Source organism: Accumulibacter sp., assembly GCF_023806565.1.
In the GTDB taxonomy this organism is placed as follows: domain Bacteria; phylum Pseudomonadota; class Gammaproteobacteria; order Burkholderiales; family Rhodocyclaceae; genus Accumulibacter.
In genome coordinates, this window is sequence record NZ_JAMTDV010000125.1 from 42,798 (window position 1) to 67,887 (window position 25,090).

The 25,090-nt window shown below is 64.3% G+C and carries 23 protein-coding genes; 11 read left to right on the forward strand and 12 right to left on the reverse strand.

Annotation, left to right across the window (positions count from 1 at the left end; all coding sequences use genetic code 11):
• Window positions 1–17: 17 nt before the first annotated feature.
• The 7 genes from NFV80_RS14745 (at window position 18) to NFV80_RS14770 (ending at window position 10,368) form a co-directional block, all read left to right on the forward strand.
• On the forward strand, window positions 18–1,751 hold the full coding sequence (locus NFV80_RS14745) for a hydrogenase maturation protein (RefSeq protein ID WP_296759154.1): 1,734 nt from the start codon (window positions 18–20) through the stop codon (window positions 1,749–1,751).
• Window positions 1,751–3,193 (forward strand): sigma-54 dependent transcriptional regulator, encoded by a 1,443-nt coding sequence (locus tag NFV80_RS14750; RefSeq protein ID WP_295324411.1) that lies wholly within the window; start codon window positions 1,751–1,753, stop codon window positions 3,191–3,193. The genes NFV80_RS14745 and NFV80_RS14750 overlap by 1 nt, the downstream gene beginning before the upstream one ends.
• 410 nt (window positions 3,194–3,603) lie before the next feature.
• Window positions 3,604–5,298 (forward strand): LysR family transcriptional regulator, encoded by a 1,695-nt coding sequence (locus NFV80_RS14755; RefSeq protein ID WP_295324414.1) that lies wholly within the window; start codon window positions 3,604–3,606, stop codon window positions 5,296–5,298.
• Window positions 5,299–5,433: 135 nt separating this feature from the next.
• The gene (locus NFV80_RS14760; RefSeq protein WP_366143438.1) at window positions 5,434–5,970 is read left to right on the forward strand and encodes an SPFH domain-containing protein; all 537 of its coding nucleotides are present in this window, start codon (window positions 5,434–5,436) and stop codon (window positions 5,968–5,970) included.
• Window positions 5,971–6,019: 49 nt separating this feature from the next.
• Window positions 6,020–6,220 (forward strand): hypothetical protein, encoded by a 201-nt coding sequence (locus NFV80_RS17485; protein WP_366143439.1) that lies wholly within the window; start codon window positions 6,020–6,022, stop codon window positions 6,218–6,220.
• Window positions 6,221–6,577: 357 nt separating this feature from the next.
• Entirely contained in the window at window positions 6,578–7,210 is a 633-nt protein-coding gene (locus NFV80_RS14765; RefSeq protein ID WP_295324420.1) for a DJ-1/PfpI family protein, read from the forward strand.
• Between the two features lie 683 nt (window positions 7,211–7,893).
• Window positions 7,894–10,368, forward strand: coding sequence for an SIR2 family protein (locus NFV80_RS14770; RefSeq protein WP_295324423.1), 2,475 nt, complete (start codon window positions 7,894–7,896; stop codon window positions 10,366–10,368).
• A 91-nt stretch (window positions 10,369–10,459) separates the two neighbouring features.
• On the opposite strand, the gene NFV80_RS14775 is transcribed toward NFV80_RS14770, so the two are convergent.
• The 10 genes from NFV80_RS14775 to NFV80_RS14820 form a co-directional block, all read right to left on the reverse strand.
• Entirely contained in the window at window positions 10,460–10,915 is a 456-nt protein-coding gene (locus NFV80_RS14775; protein WP_295324425.1) for a group II intron maturase-specific domain-containing protein, read from the reverse strand.
• A 157-nt stretch (window positions 10,916–11,072) separates the two neighbouring features.
• Entirely contained in the window at window positions 11,073–11,288 is a 216-nt protein-coding gene (locus NFV80_RS14780) for a hypothetical protein (protein WP_295324428.1), read from the reverse strand.
• 169 nt (window positions 11,289–11,457) lie between these two features.
• The gene (locus NFV80_RS14785; protein WP_295324430.1) at window positions 11,458–12,255 is read right to left on the reverse strand and encodes a peptidyl-prolyl cis-trans isomerase; all 798 of its coding nucleotides are present in this window, start codon (window positions 12,253–12,255) and stop codon (window positions 11,458–11,460) included.
• Window positions 12,256–12,300: 45 nt separating this feature from the next.
• The gene (locus NFV80_RS14790) at window positions 12,301–12,570 is read right to left on the reverse strand and encodes a BolA family protein (RefSeq protein ID WP_295324433.1); all 270 of its coding nucleotides are present in this window, start codon (window positions 12,568–12,570) and stop codon (window positions 12,301–12,303) included.
• A 44-nt stretch (window positions 12,571–12,614) separates the two neighbouring features.
• Window positions 12,615–12,917: a YciI family protein gene (locus NFV80_RS14795; RefSeq protein ID WP_295324462.1), complete on the reverse strand. Its 303-nt coding sequence runs from the start codon at window positions 12,915–12,917 to the stop codon at window positions 12,615–12,617.
• The gene (locus NFV80_RS14800) at window positions 12,917–13,450 is read right to left on the reverse strand and encodes a septation protein A (RefSeq protein ID WP_295324436.1); all 534 of its coding nucleotides are present in this window, start codon (window positions 13,448–13,450) and stop codon (window positions 12,917–12,919) included. Before NFV80_RS14800 ends, NFV80_RS14795 begins: the two co-directional genes overlap by 1 nt.
• Window positions 13,451–13,714: 264 nt before the next feature.
• On the reverse strand, window positions 13,715–14,071 hold the full coding sequence (locus NFV80_RS14805; protein ID WP_295324438.1) for an MTH938/NDUFAF3 family protein: 357 nt from the start codon (window positions 14,069–14,071) through the stop codon (window positions 13,715–13,717).
• 256 nt (window positions 14,072–14,327) lie between these two features.
• On the reverse strand, window positions 14,328–14,834 hold the full coding sequence (locus NFV80_RS14810; RefSeq protein ID WP_296759160.1) for a GtrA family protein: 507 nt from the start codon (window positions 14,832–14,834) through the stop codon (window positions 14,328–14,330).
• Window positions 14,831–16,063 carry a glycosyltransferase family 9 protein gene (locus tag NFV80_RS14815; RefSeq protein WP_296759163.1) on the reverse strand — a complete coding sequence of 411 codons (1,233 nt, stop codon included), beginning with the start codon at window positions 16,061–16,063 and terminating at the stop codon, window positions 14,831–14,833. The genes NFV80_RS14810 and NFV80_RS14815 overlap by 4 nt, the downstream gene beginning before the upstream one ends.
• Entirely contained in the window at window positions 16,060–17,973 is a 1,914-nt protein-coding gene (locus tag NFV80_RS14820; protein ID WP_295324446.1) for a glycosyltransferase family 39 protein, read from the reverse strand. Before NFV80_RS14820 ends, NFV80_RS14815 begins: the two co-directional genes overlap by 4 nt.
• Before the next feature lie 586 nt (window positions 17,974–18,559).
• On the opposite strand from NFV80_RS14820, the gene NFV80_RS14825 reads away from it, so the two are divergent.
• Complete coding sequence (locus tag NFV80_RS14825; RefSeq protein WP_295324448.1) at window positions 18,560–19,702, forward strand: two-component system response regulator; 1,143 nt, start codon at window positions 18,560–18,562, stop codon at window positions 19,700–19,702.
• A gap of 55 nt (window positions 19,703–19,757) precedes the next feature.
• Window positions 19,758–20,837, forward strand: coding sequence for a 3-deoxy-7-phosphoheptulonate synthase AroG (aroG, locus tag NFV80_RS14830; protein ID WP_295324451.1), 1,080 nt, complete (start codon window positions 19,758–19,760; stop codon window positions 20,835–20,837).
• A gap of 55 nt (window positions 20,838–20,892) precedes the next feature.
• On the opposite strand, the gene rpmG is transcribed toward aroG, so the two are convergent.
• On the reverse strand, window positions 20,893–21,048 hold the full coding sequence (gene rpmG, locus NFV80_RS14835) for a 50S ribosomal protein L33 (RefSeq protein WP_015767232.1): 156 nt from the start codon (window positions 21,046–21,048) through the stop codon (window positions 20,893–20,895).
• 14 nt (window positions 21,049–21,062) lie between these two features.
• The gene (gene rpmB, locus NFV80_RS14840) at window positions 21,063–21,296 is read right to left on the reverse strand and encodes a 50S ribosomal protein L28 (protein ID WP_287460652.1); all 234 of its coding nucleotides are present in this window, start codon (window positions 21,294–21,296) and stop codon (window positions 21,063–21,065) included.
• 254 nt (window positions 21,297–21,550) lie between these two features.
• On the opposite strand from rpmB, the gene NFV80_RS14845 reads away from it, so the two are divergent.
• Window positions 21,551–24,259 (forward strand): cation-transporting P-type ATPase, encoded by a 2,709-nt coding sequence (locus NFV80_RS14845; RefSeq protein WP_295324455.1) that lies wholly within the window; start codon window positions 21,551–21,553, stop codon window positions 24,257–24,259.
• Window positions 24,260–24,402: 143 nt separating this feature from the next.
• The gene (locus NFV80_RS14850) at window positions 24,403–24,768 is read left to right on the forward strand and encodes an amine oxidase (RefSeq protein WP_295324458.1); all 366 of its coding nucleotides are present in this window, start codon (window positions 24,403–24,405) and stop codon (window positions 24,766–24,768) included.
• Window positions 24,769–25,090: the final 322 nt, after the last annotated feature.

Sequence of the window (25,090 nt, forward strand, 5' to 3'; positions counted from 1 at the left end):
GCGCCTCGCTGAGTCCGATGCGAATCCTGCTGCTTGCACACTCGTTCAACAGCCTGACGCAGCGGCTCTTTGCCGAGCTCGCGGCACGTGGCCACGATCTCTCGGTGGAATTCGACATTGCCGACAGCGTGACCGAGGAGGCCGTCTCGCTGTTCCGGCCCGACGTCGTTCTCGCGCCATACCTCAAACGTGCCATCCCCGAAGCGGTGTGGCGCCAGGTAGTATGCCTCGTCGTGCACCCCGGCATCGAGGGCGACCGCGGACCTTCCGCGCTCGACTGGGCGATCAGCAAGGGAGAAGTTTCGTGGGGGGTCACCGTGCTGCAGGCGAATGCGGAGATGGACGCCGGCGACGTCTGGGCGAGCGTCGAATTTCCGATGCGGGCAGCACGCAAGAGCAGCCTCTACCGCTTCGAGGTGACCGAGGCAGCCCTGAGAGCCGTACTGCTCGCGCTCGACCGACTGTTCCTGCCGGGCTTCCGACCGCAACCGCTCGACTACGGCCGTCGCGACCTGCGCGGCCGACCGCAACCGCCGATGCGCCAGGCCGACCGTCGCATCGACTGGGAACGCGACGACATGGCCACGGTGATCGCGAAGATCCGGGCGGCGGACGGCGACCCCGGCTTGCTCGACGAGGTGGAGGGCCTGCCCTGCTACCTCTACGACGCCCATCCCGAAGCGACGCTGCGCGGCGTCGCGCCGGGTTCTCTCATCGCCCGGCGGGCGGGTGCGATCCTGCGCGCGACCCGCGACGGCGCGGTGTGGATCACGCACCTGCGACTGGCCGGGGGTCCCGGCCCCGGCCGCTGCAAGCTGCCGGCGACGATGGTGCTCGGCGCGCGCGCCGACGAACTGCCCGAAGCGCCTGTCGATGATTTCTCGCCTGCCGACTGCAGTACCTGGCATGACCTCTGGTACGAGGAAGACGGCACGGTCGCTTACCTTCACTTCGATTTCTACAATGGCGCGATGTCCACCGGACAGTGCGAACGCCTGCGCCACGCCTTCGCGCAGGCCACGCGGCGTCCGACGCGGGTGATCGTGCTGATGGGCGGGCAGGACTTCTGGTCGAACGGGATCGATCTCAACGTCATCGAGGCTGCCGAAAGCCCGGCGGACGAGTCATGGCGCAACATCAACGCCATCGACGACGTCGCGCTCGCCCTGCTCACCTGTGGCAGTCATCTGACCGTAGCGGCACTGCAGGGGAACACCGCAGCCGGGGGCGTCTTTCTCGCACTCGCCGCCGACCAGGTCTGGGCGCGCGACGGCGCGGTGCTCAACCCGCACTACAAGAACATGGGAAACCTCTACGGCTCGGAATACTGGAGCTATTCGCTGCCGCGGCGGCTCGGCTGGGAAGCTGGCCAGAGGATCATGCAGCGCCGCTTTCCCCTGCTTGCCCGCGAAGCAGCGAAGGTCGGCCTGATCGATGCGTGCCTGGGAACGGAAGGCAGCTTCGTCGACGAGGTGCGGGCACGCGCGCGCGCACTCGCGGCGGACCCCGGTCTCGCTGCCTTGCTCGCCGACAAGAGCGAGCGACGAGCGAGCGACGAACGGCTGCGGCCGCTCGCCGCCCACCGCGCCGAAGAATTGGCACGCATGCAGCGCAATTTCTACGGCTTCGACTCGAGTTACCACATCGCCCGCTACAACTTCGTCAACAAGATACCCCACTCGTGGACGCCTCGCCATCTGGCGGTACATCGCAGCGGCAACCGTTTTGCTTCGCCGGAGGCTGCCGCGTAATGAGCGCACTGCCGGCAGTCCTGGTCGTCGAGCACGAAGTCCACTCGCGGGAAACACTGCGACGCACCCTCGAGGAGGAATTCGAGGTGTTGACCGCGGAAAGCGCGGAGGATGCGTTCGCGATCATGACGCGAGAAGTGGTGCACGTGATTCTGTGCGACCAGCGCATTCCGGGGACGAACGGCGTCGAGTTCCTGAAGCAGGTGCGCGAGCAGTGGCCCGAGGTCGTGCGCATCATAGTCTCCGGCAACACCGACTCGGACGACCTCATCAGCAGCATCAACGAGGCCGGCATCTACCAGTTCGTGCTGAAGCCGTGGCAACCGGACCGGCTGCTGTGCACGCTGCGCAACGCCGCCGAGCTTTATGCCATGCAAATCCAGGAGCAGCGGCTGCACCTGGAACTGCGCACCGCTCAGCCGGTCCTGCGGCGGCGCGTGGCGGTACAGCGCGCGGCCGTGCGCAGCGCGAACCACTTCGACCGCATCACGCGCGCACCCGGCAGCCCGCTCAACGAAGTCGTCGACACGGCATGCAAGGTGGCGGCCTACGACATCCCGGTGCTGATCACCGGCGAGTCCGGTTCGGGCAAGGAACTCGTGGCGCGCGCCATCCACTACGGCAGCAGTCGGGGCGAGGGCAGCTTCGTCGTCGAGAACTGCGGTGCCGTCCCGGACGAGTTGCTGGAGAGCGAGCTCTTCGGCCACAAGCGCGGCGCTTTCACCGGCGCTTACTCCGAGCACATCGGCCTCTTCCAGCAGGCGGACGGCGGCACCATCTTTCTCGACGAGGTCGGCGAGACTTCGCGCTCGTTTCAGGTGAAACTGCTGCGAGTACTGCAGGAAGGCGAGGTGCGCTCCGTGGGGACGACGCGCTCGCGGCGCGTCGACGTGCGCGTCATCTCGGCCACCAACTCCAACCTCGAGGACGACATCCAGCGCGGCCGCTTCCGCAAGGATCTCTACTACCGGCTCTCGGCGATCACCATACACATCCCGCCGCTGCGCGAACGGCCGATGGATATCCCGCTCATCGCGCAGAAACTGCTGGAGCGCGCCATCTCGGCGCTCGGCAAGCACGTCGAAGGCTTCTCCGACGAGGCTCTTGCCTGTATGCGCGCCTATCACTGGCCCGGCAATGTGCGCGAGCTGCAGAACGAAGTACTGCGCATGCTCGCGCTGGGAGCCGACGCCGTGCTCGGCGCCGAGCTCCTCAGCCGACGGGTGCTGCGCAAGGGTTCGCATGCCGAGAGCGCGCCGGTCGAACCGACGAACGGCATCGACGGCAGCCTCAAGAGCCGCCTGGATGCATTAGAGGCGCGACTGATCAAGGAAACGCTGGTTCGCCATCACTGGAACAAGTCGCGCGCCGCAATCGAACTGGGACTTTCCCGCGTCGGCCTGCGCAGCAAGCTCGTACGCTACGGTCTGGGAGGAGACTGAGGTGGAACCGACGTTGAATCCGAATCGGTCGTGGCTGCCAACGGGAAGCGGCCGCGTGATGGCGCACTTCGCCACCCCATCAACGCGGCTTTTCGAGCGATATCCGACCGTCGGCATCGCGGTGAGCCGGCACCCGTCGCTCTCGGCAGTGCCTGGGGCCGAATCCCACCGCACTCGCTGCGGGCTAGCGCGGATGCTTCTGCCGTTACTTGTCAATCGCCGCCCGGCCCCATGTCGCAACCAGGAATCCCAGTGCCCCATACACGGCCACCAAATAGAACGCGACCTTCATGATTGCTCAACCTCCGGCTTATCCAAGAATCATCGATTTCATATTGGCAATATAGGGCCGATGCTGCGGCGCAGCAAATGATCAATTCTCACCCGATGGATGAATTGATTTCACCCATATGACCTACCGGTCTCTTCCCCTGAACGGCTTGCGCGCGTTCGAGGCGGCTGCCCGTCATGGCAGCTTCAAGCAGGCGGCAGACAAGCTCTTCGTCACACCGACTGCGGTGAGTCACCAGATCAAGGCGCTGGAAGACAGTCTCGGGGTGCAACTCTTCCACCGCCTGACCCGCGCCTTGGCCTTGACCGCCGATGGGGAGACACTCCTGCCGAAGGTGAGCGAGGGACTTAAGTGCCTGAAGGCCGCGGTCGATCTCAGGCGCGCCGCACCGGAGGTCACCATCCTGTCGGTAACTGCGCCGCCGACCTTCGCCGCACGCTGGCTGGTGCCGCGGCTGACTGCTTTCAATCAGGCGCATCCGGAAGTGGAGCTGCACCTTTCGAGCAGCTTCAAGATGATCGATGTCGCGAAACGCAGCCCTCGCTCCCCGGTCGATGTCGTCGAGACCGACGGCGGCACCAGCATCGCCGTTCGCTTTGGCTATGGGCACTACAAGGATTGCCGAGTCGACCGCATCTTCGCTGCCGACTACTTTCCGATGTGCAGTCCGTCGCTGCTGCGCTCGAAAAGGCCGCTGCGCGTACCGCAGGACTTGCGCTGGCACGTGCTGCTCCACGACGAGACGATCCCCGACGAAGCAATCCGGCCGACCTGGGAGAACTGGTTCAAGGTCGCCGGCGTGACCGGAGTGAAGCCGCACCACGGACCGCGTTTCCGCGATGTATCGCTGGCGCTGGAAGCGGCGTGCGACGGACAGGGACTCGTGCTGGCCATGGAGCCTGTGGCGCGCAGGGAAATCGAGGCCGGGCGGCTCGTCATCCCGTTTTGCCACGCCCCTGCGCGCGCACCTCGCCTTCTATCTCGTGGCTCCCATGGCCGTCGCCGAACAGTTGGCTGTCGTCGCTTTCCGCGAATGGTTGCTCGACGAAGCGGCAAAGGAGGCGAGTCGCGTGGCAGCCAGCGAAATCGCCGCGTCGTAGGAACTGCCCCGCTCTCTGCCCGGTTGCGGCGCAGGTATCCGAACCGTGCGCCGTGCCCGCGTGTTGACCCCGCCGGTGAGCCGCCTACAATCTCCAGATGCAGCGCCGTCGAGGCGCTTCGGTCCAGGGGCGTCGATCCGCGGCGGAAGCGCCGGCGCCGGGAGCGGACGTTTCCGTCGCGACTGAACAACCCTGGTCCTACGCTTGCAGAAGGAGCAATCATGACCGATCACGAACTCGCGCAGCGGGCGCTCGAAGTGCTTGCCGGCCCGCCGTACTTCAACGTCGCCACCGAAAGCGATGGGCAACCCTGGAACAGTCCGGTGTGGGCAGCCCGGGACGATGACTTGAATCTCTACTGGTCTTCGTGGATCAAGGCGGTCCATTCGCTGAACCTGGCGAGCAATCCGAGAGCCTTCCTGACGATTTTTGACTCGACAAGAAGGCGTGGCACCAACAACCGGCGATGCCTCTACCTGCAATGCACGGCGGTGGAGGTCAGCGATCCGGCCGAGGCGAGCAAGGCCTTTGCCCTGCTGTATCCGGACGAGCCAGCGGATCTGACCGACTTTCTCGGCCCTGGTCAGAAGCGCTTCTACCGCGCGACGCCACTGAAAGCCTGGCTCAACTGTCTGTCGGAGCGAGAGCTCACCCCCTCCACGGTGAAAATGCGTGAAGAGGTATCGCTTGCTCTGCTGAAGGCGGCCACCTGACTTCTCGCGCGCGGCGGCCCGCTGCGGCGGGCGCCGCTCTGCCCTGGGCCAGCACTTCTGGCACAACAAGCCGGCAAACGCGAGTCTTCGGGTATAAGATGAAGGCATGAGCTTCTCGACCTTCGGAGGCATCGCGTGGGCATTCCGGAAATTGTCGCAATTGTCCTGGTGATCGTGCTGTTGACGGGGCTGCGCATCGCGCAGGAGTACGAACGTGGCGTGGTATTCCGCTTGGGCCGCTACGTCGCCCTGCGCGGACCGGGCCTGTACTGGATCATCCCCTTGGGCCTCGAAAGGGCGGTGACGATCGACATCCGTACGCGCACGGTGTCCGCCGAGCAGCAGGAGACGATCACGCGCGACAGCGTGACGGTGAAGCTCAATGCGGTCCTCTGGTATCGCATCACCGATGCCGCCAAATCGGTCATCCGCGTCGCCGATGCCCCTGCCGCGGTGTATCAGCTGGCACTGACCAGCCTGCGCAATTCGATCGGCCAGCACGATCTCGACGAGGTCCTGCAGGAGCGCGACAAGATCAACAGCCTGTTGCGCGCGAACATCGCCGAATCGACCGGCGCCTGGGGGGTCGAAGTGGAGCGATTCGAAATGAAGGACGTCGAATTGCCCGTGGCCATGCAGGAGGTCATGGCGATGCAGGCAGGCGATTCGTGAGAAGCGCGCGCGCATCATCAAGGCGGAAGCAGAACGCGAAGCCTCGACCATGCTCGCGGAGGCAGCGCTGCTGATGGCGAACAATCCGGTGGCGGTCGAACTGCGACGCATGCAGATGGTGACCGAAGTCGGGGCGGAGAACAACAGCACGACGGTGATGATGATTCCGTCGGACTTCGTTTCGATGGCCAAGAGCCTTGGCGAATATCTGCGCGAGCGGACCTCGGACAACGCGTCCGCCGAATCGTGAACCTGCCCTCCCCCGCTGCGGCAAGGCGCCTGACCACCGCGGCGCCCGCGAACTGCCTTCTGTTGCCAACGTCTCGCGCCGATCGCTCGGCTGATTTTTCCCGGTGACGTCATCGATTGCGATGGCCCCTGCGGTTCCTCGAGACCGGCAGGGTCGCGCGCTGGACATTCCGCCGCCGGGCAAGCGTGCTGAAAGCGGGCGTGGCTGCGGGCGAACGGGGAGAGAAAGCCCGTCTCGCCCGGATGCCGGAGCTGCCGGATTGAACTGTCACGCCAATGGGCCGGCGACGGTTCGCCTCCGCGTGAGGCCGTGTATTCCCGGCGCGACGGACCGAAACTCTTCCTCTGGAGGAATCCAATGAACCGCAAGCGGCTCGGCATCGTCCTCTTCGATGACATCGAAGTTCTCGATTTCTGTGGTCCCTTTGAAGTCTTTTCAGTTACGCGCGAAAACGAGGAGCGTCGCCGCGAGGAGACGTCCCCTTTCGAGACATGGCTCGTCTCCCAGTTCGAGCGACCGGTCACGACCACCGGCGGCATGAAGGTGATCCCCGACATCACCTTTGCTGCCTGCCCGCCACTCGACATCCTGGTCGTTCCGGGTGGCTGGGGAACCCGCAGCGAAATGCACAACGACGCGATGCTCGCCTTCGTCCGCGCGCAAGCGGCGCAGGTCGAAACCCTGGCGTCCGTCTGTACGGGCGCCTTGATTCTCGGCAAGGCCGGTCTGCTCGACGGCTTGCGGGCGACGACGCATTGGCGTTCGCTGCAACTGATGCAGGAACTGTTCCCCCGAGTCACGGTGGATCACACTTCTCGCGTCGTCCAGCAGGAAAAAATCATCACTTCGGCCGGCATTTCGGCAGGAATCGACATGGCCTTGCAGATTGTCGCCAACCATCTCGGCGAAGACATCGCGCGGGCAACGGCCCGTCACATGGAATACCCGTTTCCCGAAACCGATGAGCGTCGTATCGGCCTGGAACCTTGATGTGAAAGAACCCGGTCTCCAGACACGCGGGTACCTGACCGCGGTCTCTCTACCGCATCGGCCGGCTCCTTGGCCATGTGGTCCTCGGTCGACCACCGCGCGCTATCTGCGTCTGGCGCCATCGAAGCTGACGGGCAACCCCTCTTTTCTGGAACTGCTCGCCCCGCTCGCCTGAGTCCTCGCCAGTGACGCTGGCCGAGGTCTTCCGCCGGCACGGACCGGCGTACCTCGCCAAGCACGTCCTGTCTTCCGCAAAGGCCAGGGTGCGGCGGGCGATCGCCGCCTGTCGCAGCGTTGAGAACGGCTGAACCAAGGCGAGAAGCCTCGGGGGACGCCGGGTGACGCCTGGCGGTCGAGGCTGTCGGGGGTTGACGCGCCGACGAGACGCCGAAGTCAGCATCCCGACCCGAGTTTGCCCCAACCCGACGGCCCGCTTGACTCGGGTGATGCTCCCGCGACAACGCGAGATGCCCTCGCACCCCGCCAGCGCGTCTGAACGCTGCCCACGGCTTGACCCCCGCTGCGGGACGCTTACAATCTCCATGAGTACTGCCATCAAGGCGCTTCAGTCCAACGAGATTTGTCTGCCGCGGAAGCGCCAGAGCTTGGACCAGGTGCTTTCGGCGCGGCAGATAGACGCCGCCATTTGTTAGGCGCCAGTCGCGCTTACGGAATCATCAAGAGTGACACCTGCTATAAAGCACGCGATCGAGAACGGGAAGCTTGTACTTCTCCTTGGGGCTGGTGCGTCTGCCGATAGCCTAAATCGGGATGGCAAAAAGCTGCGAACTTCGGATGAGTTGGCAGAGCACTTGGCTGCTAAGGCAGGTTTCACCTACTCAGGCGAGTCACTTCCAGTAGTGTACGCAGCCGTCAAGGCACGATTGGGTGATTCCACGTGGCCTCTGCTGGAGGAATGTTTTGGCCACTGCCGTCCCTCCAAAGCCTACAACATAATCGCGAGTTTTCCCTGGCCTCGTGTCTACACCCTCAACATCGATGATGCCCTTGAGGCTGCACTCCGGAGCGCATCTCCCCAGCGTCTTAACATTCGATACAGATTTGATCGAGTGAAGGATAGGCATCCTCTCTATGAGGAGATGGAGTACGTCAAACTCAACGGTTGCGTCCACAGACAGGCAGACGGTGTGATCTTTTCACCTCAGGAGTATGGGGCCGCCTCGGCCTTTCCTCCACTCTGGTACCAGGAGCTCGCAGAAGATTACTTCCGCTACGTATTCCTGTTCATTGGCACGCGGTTGAACGAACCGATCTTTTTTCACCAGATCGAGCGCCACAGAGCTTCGGTTGGCGCTATGGAAGGAACCGGCTACGTAATCACACGCGAGGCGACCGAGATCGAGAAGCAGAGCTTAGAGTCACTGCGGCTTCAGCACATCTCGGGGACTGTAAGCGACTTCGCCGAGTGGTTGAACAAGGAATTTCCGAAGCACCCGACACCGTGGGATTTCGCGACCACTTCTCTACCTCAATTGAAAGCGATGGTCGCCAAGCCAGACCAGGCGCGATACGCGGCACTGTTCGAGCAGGTATTACCTGTACGTAGGGAACTGCTCGCACCGACCGACAGAGCGCAAGTGCAACCAGGACAGATACGCGATTTTTATCGAGGTTTCAAGCCGACCTGGCAGGATTTGATCGATGGCGTACCCGCGGAACTGGATGCTTACCATCCCTTGAGACAGTGGATCCTCAGTGCGGCACCCGAGAAAAGGATGTTCCTGATCACGGGTCCAGCTGGATCGGGAAAGACGACTGCGCTGATGGCGTTGGGGCTATGGCTGTGCGACCGCACAGCGGATCCTGTCTACTTCCTACTGTCCCCGACTGACGACCTCGGCGAAGCGTTGGAGGCCCTGGAAGCCTCCAACGAGGGACGCTTCTTCTTTCTCGTAGACCGCATTTCGCAGGTGACAGATGAAATCAAGGATCTGCTCACCCGTGAGAGACTGAAGAAGTGTGTGCTTGTTTGCACTGAACGGCAGAATGTTTGGGTAAGCCGCATCAAAGGTGAGATGGGTCGTTTCTGTGCCCAGGAGTTTCGCCTCTCGACTATCAATGAGGCCGAGGCCAAACGCATTCTCGAGAAGCTCGAGCAGTTTGGTCCTTGGACGAGACTCGGGCAGATGCCACAGAAAAAGCGCGTCGACGAGTTGCTGCAGAAGGCCAAGCGGCAACTGCTTATTGGTCTCTTGGAAGCGACGTCCGGCGTGGGCTTCGAAAGCATTATCGCAAACGACTACGAAACTCTACCGGACGACGCTCAGAAAGGCTTCGTGTTACTGGTCGGCTTGGGCACGATTCATCGTGTGGCGATTCCAGAGGTTATCGTGTCCCGTGCCTCTCGCCACCTCGGAATACCTGAAGGCATCGACTCACTTCTCACTAAGCTGTCGGGTGTCGTGCACCGCTTGGGAGACGCGCTCGTAGTCCGCCATCCCGTCTACGTCGAGCACCTGTTCGAGACCACCATCGGGTCAGAAGACAAGCAGCGTGCAATACACGCGCTGTTGGCCGCCTATACCGTATACCCGAGCCCAATCCGTCGATATGTGACACGCGGAGCCGGGCAGGTTTTCAAGTTCACGTTGAATCACCGGTTCCTTAAGAACACATTCGACGGCGATGAGAGCATGGTATTGGGTGTATATAAGGCATTTCAGAAGAACTTCGAGAACGACGGTCTCTTCTGGCTGCAGTTCGGCCTTGCCCTTAGAGACCAAGGAATGCACTTGGAGGCGATGGAGAAGCTTAAGACCGCGGTTCAGGCTTATCGGATTAGCCACACGGAGCACGCATATGCGCAGCAACTCCTGATCCTCGCCGTCGAGTCGGAGAGTCGGACCAGAGCGAACTCGCTCGTTGCAGAAGCGAAAGAGATACTCCTGCGATTGGATGCAACCGAGGCAGAGATCGGAAACGCCTATCCGATAGTTACGCTCTCCGAACTCCATACAGCAGCGGTCAGAAGACACGATGGCGAGCAGAAGGGGTGCATGCTTGCCAACCAGTATGTTGAGGAATTGAAGCAGCGGCTGAGAAAACACCCAGAGTATGAGCGGATCAAGAAGGCCAAAGACGCTCTCACCAAGTATGCAGCGACCGGCGTGTGGGAAGTTCCCAGCGATCAGGACTGAGCGTCGATCGGGATTGGCACCTAATCGCGTAGTCGGAGGTTTCTCTCCCCCGGCCCCCCATCACCCACCGTACGGGTCCGCAGTAGGCGGTTCAACGATTTGGCACGCTCGACGAAATGACTTGAGCCGAGTAAGCCCGGGCCTTGCACCACAGGGCCTTGACGCTGAGGAGACCTCGCGCCGCCAGCCAGGCATTCGACAGAAGCGGCAGTACCGCCGCGGTGCGCGCCCTGTGCCAGCAGCTTTTGCTTCTGACGCCATGCGGGATCGCCGTCTTCCGACGGACGCCCAAAGCCTCCAGGTGGCCGATCTTCGTTGGCAGCCAGCGCCACTGTTCCCCGTAATACATACGCACGCGGCGGCGCAGCCACTCGCCCCGCTCCGGAATCGGCCGGTAATACTCGCTGATGCCAAAGTATCCGAACCAAGCCCGCAGGAAGTTCCCCAGTTTGTTCAGCCGATTGGTCGTGGAAATCCCCCAAGTACGCCCCCTCGATGCCCTGACCCGGTGCTCGAAGTTCGCCAGCGCCTTGTCGCTCCAGCACATCTTCGCGCCGCGGTGGGGAATCCGAGGAAACGGCGGTCACTCTTTGGCGCCACCTTGCTCCTGGCAGGATCGTCCCTGCACTTGAGGCGGGTCTCCAGGTACCCCCGGATATTCTGCATCACGCGCTCCCCGGCCCGCTGGCAAACAATCCCCTCACCTACCCCCGCGATTTTCCGTCGGCCGACGAGCCTGCCTGCGGCAGAGTGGCGTCGGGTGGCTCTGCCGATGGCCGGTCCGTGCAGTGCGGTGTCGGTCGGGAATCGGCATCGGCTTCGTCTTCCCCGAAGTAGCCGGGAAACTCGTGCGCGTAACAGGGCGGTGACGAGTATTCGACCGGCAGCGCGTCGTCTGCGGCGACACAATCCTTCTTCATCACCCCTCCCGAAGTTCGGGTGAGCACCCCGTTGCCGACCGCAGCGGGCGCTTTGCACGCGGCCTGCCGCGACGGATGTCGTCGCCGCGGAAGGCCCCCCTGCCGGCGACGCCGCCGGGCGCTGCCGCCCTTCGCCGGCGTGCCGAAGCCTTGCGGCGCAGGAAGGCGATTACTGGACCTTCGCCTTCGCGCGCAGTTCGCTGACGTACTTCTGGAGCTGCTCCTGCTGCAGGCGCTGCGCCAGTTGCGGCTTGACCTGGTCGAAGGGCGGGACGGTCAGCGGGCGGCTGTCCTCGAGCAGGATCACGTGGTAGCCGAAGTCGGTCTTGACCGGAGTCTCCGTATACTTGCCCTTGCTCAGGCCGGCGACTGCGTCGGCGAAGGGCTTCACGTAACCCGCCGTGGGACCCCAGCCGAGGTCGCCACCCTTGTCCTTCGACCCCGGGTCCTTGGATTGCTTGGCGAGATCCTCGAACTTGGCGCCCTTCTTGAGGTTGGCGATGATCAGCTTGGCGTCATCCTCCTGTTCGACCAGAATGTGACGAATCTTGTACTCGGTGTTGCCCATCTGGCTCTTCATCCTGTCGTAGGCGGCCTTGAGTTCCTGCTCACTGACCGGATGCTTCTTGACGAAATCCTGAACGAAAGCACGGATGTAGATCGCCTGCCGCGCCAGGTCCGCCTGCGCCGCAACGTCGGGCTGCTTGTCGAGACCGAGTTTTTTCGCCTCCTGCACCAGCAGCTCGCGGCGGATCAGTTCCTCCCGCACCGCGTTCTTCAGTTCGGGGCTATCGGGAGCGCCTTGCGCCTTCTGCTCGGCGACGAAGGCATTGGCCACGGATTGGGGAATCGCCACCCCGTTCACGGTGGCGACGGCCCCGCCCGCAGCCTTGTCGGCGGCGAGTACCGGGACCGAGAGAAGCGAGCCGAGCAGCAGCGCACTGGCGAGTCTGGAGAGCTTGTACATTTCTGGTATTCCTTCTGTGGGGGTGGTTGGGGTGAAGCGGGGGAATCAGGAAGCGATCGACGACACAGACGAGACTTCCGCAGGGGTCAGCGCCTGAATGCTCAAGGCATGAATGCGGCTGCGCAGCAGCTCGTCGAGCGCAGCGTGCACCAGGCGGTGGCGTGCGAGACGCGATTTGCCGAGGAAGGCGGCCGAGACGATCAACAGGCGGTAGTGGCCACCGCCGCCGCGGGCGCCCGCGTGCCCGGCGTGGCGGGCCGAATCGTCGATCACTTCGAGGCGGAGCGGCGCCAGCACCGCGAGTTCGCGGCGCATGGCCGTTGCCACGTCGACCTCGTCGGCAGAGGTCCGACCGAAATTCACGCGGGCAGAACCTTCTTGAAGGGCTTGACGACGACTGCCGCGTACACGCCGGCGGCGACGTAGGGATCGGCATCCGCCCAGTTTCTGGCGGCCTCGAGCGATGCGAACTCGGCGATGATCAGGCTGCCCGAGAAACCGGCCGGTCCCGGATCGGGCGAGTCGATGGCAGGAAACGGGCCGGCGACGAGCAGGCGGCCTTCGTCCTGCAGTGCCTGCAGGCGCTCGAGATGCGCCGGCCGCGCAGCGAGACGGTCGGCCAGCGAATCTGGGCGATCTTCGCCGATGATGGCGTAGAGCATCATTTGTTCTCCTCGATGTACTTCGACAGCAGCAGCCCCTGCGCGAGCACGAAAACCAGCATCAGCCCGATGCCGCCGAACAGTTTGAAGTTGACCCAGTCGTCGGTCGAAAAATTGAACGCGACGAAGAGGTTGGCGACCCCCATGAAGACAAAGAAGCCAATCCACGACCAGTTGAGTTTCGTCCACGCGACCTCCGGCAGATCCATCTGTCCGGCGAGCAGCGTACGCATCAGGTTCTTCTTCAGGAATAGCGTACCGCCGAGCAGCGTCACGGCAAACGCCCAGTAGAGTACCGTCGGTTTCCACTTGATGAAGGTTTCGTCCTGCAGGATCAGGGTCATGCCGCCGAAAACCATGATGATGACCAGGCTCACCCAGAGCATGCTGTCGATCGGGCGACCCCTGAACCACAACCAGGCGATCTGCGCGATTGTCGCCGCCATCGCCACACCGGTTGCAAGGTAGATTCCGCCAAACTTGTATGCGACGAAGAAGAGAATGACGGGGAAGAGGTCGAAAAGGAACTTCATGGCAGATACGGTGGACGGATTTTTCGATTATGGCCGATTTGCCGAGCCACTGTCCATGAATATGGCGGTCTGCCGGCAATCCGAGCGGTCGCCCCACTTGCTCGTGCGGCGCGCGGGGACGGCGGCGCGCAGCGTGTGGCGACGCTCTCGTGGCAGTCTATCGGGATCTTTTCAGGCCAGGGTGTTCCGAGCTAGATCGCAGCCCGACACCGGATTCTCGCCGCGGGCAGGGCGCTCCCCTGCCGGGCGACCGCGCCCGTGCGCTCAGCAGGTGACGTGGAACAGGCCGACGGTGCCACTTTCGGCGCGGTTGTAGGTGCGGATCGCTTCGCGCGTCGGCTGCAGGATCACGCGGCAGTGGTGCTCGGCGAAGAATGCCTCGGCTTCGGACGAGAGCTGGACGTTGCCGTAATGCCCGGCGCCCAGGACGAGTGTCTCGCAACCCGGCTCATAGATGAATTCGGCCTCGTCACGTGAAATGGTGTGCGAGCTGCCGTAGTATTGTTTGGAGAGTTTCTTCTTGCGTTTCTCGACCTCGCCCGACAGGCGAATCAAGACGTCGTGCGCATAGGTGATACCTCCGATGCAGATGCTGCCAAACTCCGTAGAATCGATCTTCATGACTGTCCTCCAGTTACCCGGGCATCGAGTGCCGCTTCCCCGGGAATCCAGACGCGCATTCTCGCGCTGCGCCGGTTAACGCGCCGTGGCGCGGCTCGCCGACAGCCGGCTCGGTGTCGGCCTCGCGCCCGGGGAGCCTTACAGTATGAACCGATCCGACTTGCGCGTGAATAGGAAATGCGCTGCTTCCGGGAATTCGGCCAACTCAGGCGCCGCCCGGCGGTCAGCAGGCGGCGGGCGGTTGCCCGCACGGCGTCTACTCGCGGGGCTGCGTACCGTGTCGGCCGTGACGCCAGCGGTGGATCAGCATGCGCAGACGGCCGAAGGTCCAGTGGTCGTTCACGACGAAATTGGCGACGCTCGCGAGGATGATCGCCAGCACGTTCGCCAGCAGATAGTGCATGCGACTGGCGAAGGCGTGGGTCAACGCGAACTGCAGCGCGATGCCGAGCCAGCACGCGATCGCGTACTGGCCGAACTGCACCAGCAGCGGCGTGTGCACGTGTTGGCGCCGGTCGAGCCAGGTCCACGCGCGGTTGAACAGGAAATTGTTGATCGTCGCGATGAAGATCGCGACGGCGAGCGAGACGTTGAGGCGCAGCGACGCCGGCTCGATGGCGCGGAAGATGAATTCCTGCGCCAGGTAGAGCACCGCCACATTGACCACCGTCCCGGAAGCGCCGACCACGCCGAACTTGATGAAGCGGTGGCGCAACAGGCGGCCGACGAGCGGCAGGTGATGAAGACGCTCGAGCAGCATCATGCCGAATCCGGCGCCACGCGCGGACGCGCACGGGCGACGACGACGCGCGCCTCGGCCAGTACCTGCTCGGCAGTGATCCGCTGCAGGCACTGGTTGTCGCCGTCGCACGGCGAATTGCGGTGGTTGTACGCGGTCAGGCACGGCGAGCAGGCAAGCGCGAGGTGCAGGCAGCTTGCGTGTTCGCCGAGCGGCCCGTAGAGCAGCGGTGTTTCCGGCCCGAACAGCGCCACGGTCGGTACTGCGGTGAGCGACGAGAACTGCGCCGGTCCGCCGTCGTTGGTAACCAGCAGCGCGGCCTGGCCGAGCAGCGCGACGAGCTCGCGCACCGAGCGCGTATAGCCCGTGAGATCGGTGCAGTCGGCCTGTGCGACGGCGTCGGCGAGCGCCCGCCCGAGTGGCTTGTCGGCGGGAAGGCCGATGATCGCTACCGCGTAGTCCTCGGCGAGCAGGCCGGCGACGACCTGTTGCCAGTTGCCCATGGGCCAGGCGCGAATCGGCAGGATGCCGCCACTGGGATAGACCAGCGCCAACCGCCGTCCCGCCAGCCGTGGAAAGTCCCGTGTCAGACGCGCGTGGAAAGCCTCGACCTCGCCCGGGGCGAACACCGGCAGCGGCAGCGGCAGCGGCAGGTGCTCGAAGCCTTCCTTGTCGAGCGGATGCGTGCGCGACTCGAGCGCACGCGCCAGCGTCAGGAACTGCAACGACAGGTGGCGATAGGGGTTGTAGAGCACCGGTCGGTTGATGAAGGAACCTCGGTACAGACCTTCCTGCGTATGCCGATGGAAACCGACGCGCAGCGGCGCTCCCGACAGCCACGACAGCAGGCTGCTGATGCGCGCGAAGAGCTCGCAGTCGAGCACGGCATCCGCGCGCAGCCGGCGGACCCTGCGCACCGCGGCAAGGAGCGTCCGCAACAGGCCGCCGAGCGAGCGATCGTCGATGGCGATGACGTTTTCCGGGGGAACGCTGGCCATCAGGTCGAGCACGTCGCGATTCCTGCCGAACAACATGACGTGCAGTTCGGCGCCCGGGTAGCGCGCGCGCAGCAGGGCGAACATCGGTTGCGCAAGCACCAGACTGCCCATCTCCGAGAGCAGGATCACGACGATCCGCCGCGGCGGGAATTGCGGCATCGCGCAGCGAGAGCGCAGCCGGTCGAGCAGCGAGGCGAGGGCGCACAGCGGTACGCCCAGGTAGCGATCGATCGCGCGTTGCAGCTTCAGGTTCATTTCAGCCACGCCGGCGGGCGATAGCCATAGACGACCCGCGCATAGTAGGTTCCCACCGCCACACCGCCCTTCGTCGCGACGAGTTCCTGCACCGGACCGAGACGGGTGGCGGCGGTAGTGACTCGCTGGTCTTCGAGGTCGTCGCGCGAACGCGAGACGACGATCAGATCGCGGCCGGTGAAGGTCGTGGGTGGGAACCAGTATTCATACATCACCGCGCCCGCATTGTCGAACAGGTGGCGGCTCGCAGTATCGCGCGCGCCGTCGCCACGCGGGTCGTAGAACGCCATCTCGTCGGCCGTGTTGTGCTTGTCGAGTCCGACTACCGAAGGGCGCCGTCCGGTTTCCGCCAGCACTGCGTCCTCGATGTCCTGCACCTGCGCGCGCAGGTCGCGCCAGCCCATCTCGAGGTAATGGTGATGCGCGCGCAAGCCGGCCAGCCCCCAGACCGGATAGTAGAACAGACCGTAGGCGTAGAGCAGGATCAGCACCTGCAGCAGCGGCACCCAGCTGCGCGCGAGCAGGCGATCGAGCCGGCCGTCGCCCAGGCCCGGTCGCGTCATCGTCGCTGCCAGCACCGGCAGGAGCGCCAGCCAGATCGGCCCGGTCCAGTGGAACTTGGTCTCCGCGCGCAGGCTCGACAGCGCGAAAACGAGCAGCGGCAGCAGCGTGAAGACCAGCAGGAACAGGCGCCGCCGCCCTGCCAGCAGGGCGGCGGCGTCACTTTCCGGCGCCGTCGGCGCCCCCGCCGACCGGCCACCGCCTGGATGCAACAGGCGCCACAGGGCGAGTGCCCCAGGCGGTGTCAGCAGCACAAGGGCGTAGGCGAGGAAGACATGCAGACTGAACTGCGGCGCATCTGCGGCCAGCCGTCGCGAGCCCTGGAAGCTGAACGACGCCCAGTCGTGCTGCAGGTTCCAGGCGATCACCGGCGAGAAGGTCAGCAGCGCGATCAGCACGCCACCCCACGCCCAGGGTGAGAGGAGCGCGCGGCGCGAACCGGCGTCGACCAGCATGAAAACGAAGGCGGCGGCTGGCAGCAGCACCATCGAGTACTTGGCGAGCATGCCAATGCCGATCGCCACGCCGGCTCCGAGCCAGGCCGCCCGGCGGCCGCCGAGCAGCGCGCGCTGCAGAAAGAACAGTGCCGCTGCCCAGGCTGCGGCAAGCGGAGCATCGGGTGTGATCATCACGCCGATGCCGAAGAAGAAAGGCAGGGTTGCCAACAGCAGGGCACTGCGTAGCGCAGCGCCGCGGCCCGCCAGGTCGCGCACGAAAGCGACGGCGAAAACGAGCATCACGGTCCACGCAAGCACCGCCGGCAGACGGACGAAGAACTCGCCATCGCCGAAGGCAAGCGTTGCGGCAATCAGCCACGCCACCAGCGGCGGATGATCCAGGTAACCGATGTCGAGATGCTGCGCGTAATTCCAGTAGTACGCCTCCTGTGGCGCCAGTTCGATCTGCCCCAGGTAGACGAGGCGCAGCAGCAGCAGGTAGATGATCGCCAGTGGTACCGCGACGGTGAAGTCGGGCTGCCTGTCGCCGGCCAGCATTGAGCCACCGAGCAGCAGGGCCAAGCCGCCTGCCAGCGCCGCGGGAACAATGGCCAGCGGCAAAGAAAACTGCGCGGCGAGCAGCGAAAGCACGCCGGCCCGCAGGGGATAGGCAATCGCCACGACAAACAGCGAAGTCGCCAGCCGGTCGCGCCCGAGTGCGCCGCGCAGCAGCACTGCGGCCACCAGCATCGCCAAGGCGAAAGCGCCGGCCTGGGCAAATTCGAGTGACACGCCCGAGACGTGCAAGACGACGCAGGCAGGGACGTCAACCAGCACGGCGACACCGGCGGCGAGGCGCCAACGTCGCGACGGAGAAATGTTGGCAGGCGCCGGTGCGGCGAGTGAACTCATGCCATTCGCCGCGGCAAGTACTTGACCAGCGCACTTCGGCGAAACGTGAAGGACGACGGGAAGAGCATGCGGTCGGCGCAATCGCAGGCCGCGAACGAAGTCCGTTGGTGGGCCGGCTCGCTGCCGTGGGCGGACGCCGTTCGCCTGCGGAACATGCGCAGCGCACGGCATTTTGTCTGCTCTTCCAATGGACGTTTCCCTGCCCGGCGTTTCGGTGGCCACTCCACCCGTCACGGCAAACCCCGCGACCGGACGGAAGAGCGCAATGATTTCCATAGCATGGACAGGGCCTGCTGGGCACTTGCCACACGAGGGCAGAAATGTACCCAAAAGCGCGGCACAAGACAACCCGAAGCGGTTCGATCGGCGCCGCGGGCCCGCCCCGGTCGATGATCGGCGGCGTCGTTTCGCCACCCTGCCACGCCCCGCTCCGGCCGGGGCCGCGGGCGCAGGCCGGCGACGACGGCGGCGGCGCCATCGCGAGCGTCGCACGTCAGGAATGCCTGCGATTGACGAAGCGTTCGTTCGATTGCCGCGAGCCTTGGAAGAGGTAATAATGCGACCCTGCTTCCGCGCTGGGACACCCATGGCAACCATTCTGATCGTCGACGATGCAAGCGAAACCCGGGCGATCCTGAGTGGCCTGCTCAAACCCCTGCACCAGGTGCGCATGGCCACTTCCGGGAGGCAGGCCCTGCAGGTAGCGACCAGCGAGCCACGGCCCGACCTCATCCTGCTCGACGTGGTGATGCCAGGCCTTGACGGCCACGAAGTGATCGTCCGCTTGCGCTCCCGCCCGGACACTGCCGACATTCCGGTCATTTTCGTCACCGGGCTGGATCGGGGCGACGATGAGGAACACTGCTTCGCGCTGGGGGCCGTGGACTACATCACCAAGCCGATCAGGCCGGCAATCGTCTTGGCGCGGGTGAGAACCCACCTCGAACTGAAGGCCGCCCGCGACCAACTGCAAAGCCGCAATCACAATCTCGAAGCCGAAATCGCGCGACGGATGTCCGACAACCTGCAGATCCAGGATGTCGGCATCCGCGCACTGGCCCGCCTGGCCGAAATCCGCGACCCGGAAACCGGCAATCACCTGCGCCGCACGCAGGGCTACGTGCGCACATTGGCCGAGGAGCTGCGATCGCACCCGCGATTTGCCGACTTCCTCGATCCGGAGCAGGTCGAGTTGCTGGTCAAGTCCGCGCCCTTGCACGACATCGGCAAAGTCGGCATTCCCGACACCATCCTGCTCAAACGGGGCAGATTGACTGCGGAAGAATGGACGATCATGAAGACGCACAGCCAGCTCGGCTTTCAGGCGCTCGAACAGGCCGAGCGGGACGCCGAACAGCCGCTGGATTTCCTTCGCATGGCCAAGGACATCGCACGTTACCATCACGAGCGATGGGATGGCTCCGGCTACCCGGAAGGGCTGGCCGGTGACGCAATTCCAGTTGCCGCGCGTCTCATGGCGCTGGCCGATGTCTTCGACGCGCTGATCACGCAGCGCGCATACAAACGGGCGTTTCCGCTCGAAAGCGCCCTGCACGTCATTCGCGAAGGGCGCGGCAGCCACTTCGATCCGGACGTCGTCGATGCCTTTGTCGCGCGTCTGGGGGAATTCATCGCGATCGCCGCCAGACACGCCGACGGCGAGGCAGGCATGACCGGCGAAGCTGGCAGCTTGACCTCGGGCTGTACCGCCCTCCCCTGTACCGGCTAGTCGCCAGAGAGCGGAAGCCACTGGCACAGTCACGCCGGAAGTCAGGAGAAAACGCATGACCTTGCAAAGCAAGCCCAATACCGACGACGTAAGGATCAGGGAAATCAAGGAACTGGTCCCGCCCGCGCATGTTTTCCGGGAGTTTCCGGTCGGGGTGCGGTCGGCAACGACGACCTACAACGCGCGCCAGGCGATCCATCGCATCCTGCACGGCGCCGACAACCGCTTGCTGGTGGTAATCGGACCCTGCTCGATTCACGACGTCGATTCGGCGGTGGAATACGCGACGCGTCTGCATCGCGAAGTTCCCCGTTTCGAGAGCGATCTGCTCATCGTGATGCGTGTGTATTTCGAAAAGCCGCGCACGACAGTCGGCTGGAAGGGCCTGATCAACGACCCCCGTCTCGACAACAGCTTCCGCATCAACGAAGGGCTGCGGCTGGCGCGCGGCCTGCTCCTCGAAATCAACGACATGGGTCTGCCCTGCGCGACCGAGTTCCTCGATACGATCACACCCCAATACACGGCCGATCTGATCGCCTGGGGCGCGATCGGGGCGCGCACCACCGAATCGCAGGTACATCGGGAACTGGCATCGGGCCTGTCGTGCCCGGTCGGCTTCAAGAACGGCACCGATGGCAACATCCGCATCGCCATCGACGCCCTGAGGGCGGCGCAGTCGCCGCACCATTTCCTCTCGGTGACCAAGGCGGGCCACTCGGCAATCGTGTCCACGGGCGGCAACGAGGACTGCCACGTGATCCTGCGCGGCGGCAAGGAACCGAACTACGACGCCGCGCACGTCGACGCCGCGTGCAGGGAAATTGCCGCGGCCGGCCTCGCGGCCCGGCTGATGATCGATGCCTCCCACGCCAACAGCAACAAGCGCTTCAAGCAGCAGATCGAGGTTGCCAGGAATACCGCCAGCCAACTCGCCGCCGGCGACGAACGGATCATCGGGGTGATGATCGAATCACACCTCGTCGAAGGACGTCAGGACCTGATTCCGGGCCAGCCGCTGGAATACGGCAAGAGCATCACCGATGCCTGCCTGGGTTGGGACGACTCGCTGGAGGTACTGGAAATCCTCGCCAAGGGCGTCCGCGAACGCCGCCTCATAGAGGCGGCGCAATGAGACGCACAAACGGGAACAACGGCCGCCGCCCTTGCGGCGGCGCCCGCATTCCGCCCTAGCGGAGCTTGATTTCCTTGTAGATCACGTGCTTGCGGGCCTTGGGATCGTATTTCTTGATCTCCATCTTGCCGGGCATCGTTTTCTTGTTCTTGGTGGTGGTGTAGAAGTGGCCGGTTCCGGCGGTCGACTCCAGCTTGATCTTGTCACGCATGGCTGCTCTCCTGGTCAGATCTCGCCACGGGCGCGCAATTCGGCGAGCACGACGTCGATACCATTCTTGTCGATCGTGCGCAGACCCGCGTTCGATACGCGCAGGCGCACCCAGCGGTTCTCGCTCTCGATCCAGAAGCGGCGATACTGCAGATTCGGCAGGAAGCGGCGCTTCGTTCTATTGTTGGCATGGGAAACATTGTTCCCTGCCATCGGGCCCTTGCCCGTCACCTGGCAAACACGCGCCATGACTGTTGCTCCAATTGTTCTTGGGAAGAAAGCCAGCGATTCTAGCCGATTCGAGTGCGTGGGTTCAAGCGATTTCAGGGATTTCCAGCTTGCCGTGATGGTTCCGGCACTGGTCCCGGCAATGGCCGCGATTGACAGCAGTCGCGTGGATCCCGGATACTCGCCGCGGAGTCGTCGGCGAATCCGGTGAGTCCGGTTCTTCCGGTCGGCTGCCGCCCTGACCACTGCGGCGGCCAGAGTGCCTCGGGCCAGCCATGAAAATCCACCAGTTCCCGGTCAGTGAAGCGCTTGCAAGCGTGCGCAGTTCGCCGCAGGGTCTGGCGTCGGCGGAAGCGGCGACAAGGCTGCTCGAATACGGCGCCAACCGCGTCGAGCGTCTGGCGCACGAACACTGGGCACTGCGACTGCTCAAGGAGTTCACCCACCTCTTCTCGATCATCCTGTGGGTTGCGGCGGGGCTCGCGTTTCTCGCCGACTGGTACGATCCCGGACAGGGGATGGCGCGCGTCGGCGTGGCGGTGATCGTCGTCATCCTGCTCTCCGGCCTGTTCTCCTTCTGGCAGGAAGCGCGTGTCGAACGTACACTCGCCGCGCTGCAGGAACTGCTGCCGAGTCAGGTCGAGGTCCTGCGCGACGGCGCGGTGATCACCGTCGCCGCCGAAGGACTGGTGCCGGGCGACGTGATCCTGCTTGCACAAGGCGACAACGTACCCGCCGACTGCCGGGTCATCGAAGCTTTCGGACTGCGCATCAACCGCGCCACGGTGACTGGTGAGTCGCGCCCGCGCGCGAGCGATGCGGTGCCTTCCGACGAAGAGCAGACACTCGACGCGCATAACATCCTGCTCGCGGGAACTTCGGTCGTCGGTGGACAGGGACGGGCAGTGGTCTTCGCCACCGGTGCCCATACCGAATTCGGACGCATTGCCCACCTGACCCAATCCGGCGCCGGCGAAAACTCGCCGCTGCGCCGCGAAATCGCCCTTCTCAGCCGGCGCATCGCCTATCTGGCACTCGGGATCGGCGCCTTCTTCTTCGCGCTCGGCAGTCTGGTCGGCGTGCCCTTCTGGCGCGACCTGATTCTGACGCTCGGGATCATCGTCGCCCTGGTTCCCGAGGGACTGCTGCCGACGCTGACCCTGTCGCTGGTCCTCGCCGCACAGCGCATGGCTCGCCGCAAGGTGCTGATCCGCCACCTGCCGTCGGTCGAGACGCTGGGTTCGGTCACCGTGATCTGCACCGACAAGACGGGCACATTGACCGAGAATCGGATGCGCGTGCGTGAGGTGTTCCTCGATCTCCGCCGGTGCGACGTCGAGACTCTCGCCAGCGAACGCGAGGCGGTTGGGGCTCGCGACTTCCTCCGCGTCGCCCGCTATTGCCAGGATCTCGCCGAGACCCGCGCCAACGGACGGATCGAGCTGAGCGGTGATCCACTCGAAGTGGCGCTGGTGGAACTCGCCGATCGCATCGCGCCACTGCCGCCCCCGACGCAGCGCAGCGACGAATGGCCTTTCGACTCCGAGCGCATGCGTCAGTCGGTGCTCTATCCCGACAACGACGGTCAGACGCTGTACTGCAAAGGCGCGCTGGAGAGTGTGCTGCCGCTCTGCGAAACGATCTTGTTCGCCGGCAGCGTGCAGCCGCTCGACGACAGCCGGCGCAACGCCATCGTGCGCGCCCAGGAGGAAATGGCCGCCAAGGGCCTGCGCGTGATCGCGCTGGCCAGCCGCCGCCTGCCCACTGCCTGTCCGCGCGAGGCACAGGAACAGGCTCTGTCTTTCTGCGGCCTGGCCGGCATCGAAGACCCGCCACGTGCCGAGGTCGACACGGCGATCGCCACCTGTCACCGCGCTGGAATCAAGGTGATCATGGTCACCGGCGACCATCCGGGCACGGCCCTCGCCATCGCCCGCCAGATCGGACTGGTGCAGAGCGACGAGGCACGGGTGATCACCGGCAACCAGTTGCGCAAGCTCCTTCCATCGCAGTTGCAGCTCGCGCTGGATGCGCCCGAAATCCTCTTTGCCCGGGTCGCCGCCGATCAAAAGATGCGCATCGTCGAGGCGCTCAAGGCAAAGGGCCAGATCGTCGCAGTGACCGGCGACGGAGTGAACGACGCCCCTGCCCTGCGCGCCGGCCACATCGGCATCGCCATGGGCGTCACCGGCACCGACGTGGCCAAGGAAGCCGCCGACATGGTGCTGCTCGACGATCACTTCGCGAGCATCGTCAGCGCGATCGAGGAAGGCCGCGCGGTATTCCAGAACATCCGCAAGTTCCTAACCTACGTGCTGGTACATAACGTCGCCGAACTGATTCCGAACCTGGCTTTCGCGCTGTTCCGCATTCCCCTGCCGCTGACGCCGGTGCAGGCGCTGGCGATCGACATGGGGACCGATTCACTGACCGCGCTCGGGCTGGGAGTCGAACGGGGAGACCCGGTGATGATGCGACGCCCGCCGCGTTCGCGCAGCCAGCGCCTGCTCAACGCGGCAGTGGCCATGCGCGCCTATTTCTTCCTCGGTCTCTACGAGGCCGCCGCGGCAATGGCGGTGTTTTTTTACGTGCTGAGCGCCGGCGGCTGGAGCTACGGCATGGACCTGCACTCCAGCGATCTGCTGTACCGGCAGGCAACCACTGCCTGCCTGTCGGCGATCGTTCTGCTGCAGATCGTCAATGTATTCCTCTGCCGCAGCGCGCTCCGCTCGGTGATCACCACCGGCATCGGCGGCAACCGCCTGATCCTTTACGGCGTCGCCCTCGAAGTCGCGTTGATCCTGCTCATCGACTACACGCCCATCGGCAACGAGCTCCTCGGTACCGCGCCGATTCCGCTCGACGCCTGGCTCTTCCTGCTGCCCTGGGCAGCGGGCATGCTGCTGCTCGAAGAACTCCGGAAATACTGCGCCCGCCGCCGCCTGGCCCGGGCCGGCACGGAACAGGCGCAAGCAGCGCCGTGACTGCTTTCGCGGACGTGACAGAGCGATACATGACCTTACACTTGTACTGACATCCTCCGGGGGGTGGGTCGCGTTGTTCGGCCCAAGGCGCTGCAATGTCGCAGTACCTGAAAACCAGACCCAGACACTCAAGGAGATGCAAGATGATGAAGACCGTGATCGCCCTGCTGGTTGCCGCCGGCTTTGCCACCACCTCGTTCGCCCAGGGGAACGCTCCTGCTGCCGCTCCCGCGACGACGCCGGCGACGAAGGTGACCGCGCCGGCTCCCGCCGACAAGAAGGTGGAAGCGCCGAAAGCGGCCGAGCCAGTCAAAGCGGACACCGCCAAGGCGACTTCGCCGGTGACCACCGACAGCACCAAGACCACTCCGGCAGCGACGAGCGAAGCCGCCAAGAGCGGGACCAAGGGCACGGCGCAGGCGAGCAAGACCAAGAAGCCGGCGAACAAGCCCGCCAAGACCGACACTGCGCCGAAGACCGACGCGGCGACACCGGCAACGACCAAGTAAGCCCGCTTCGGGCTTCTCCGAAACCCCCAGAGTCTCGCCCTGGGGGTTTTTGCTTGTCCTGCAGAAAGCCGCATGGCTGGGGGCATACTGTCGACACGCCAACTCCATTTCACCACCCGACAATATCCACGCCCCTCGTTCGTCTACCCTGGCATGGATACATCGCTTTCCCTACCATCGACTTACGAAGAGCCACTCTTTATGTCCGAGCGCAACCGGCGCCTGAGGGAAGCCGTTGCCCGCGAAAGAGGGCTGTTGGGAAGCCTCATCGTCAGCGCGTGCCCGATCCGGGAGAGGCGGAAAACGTCCTGCAGGATGTCTT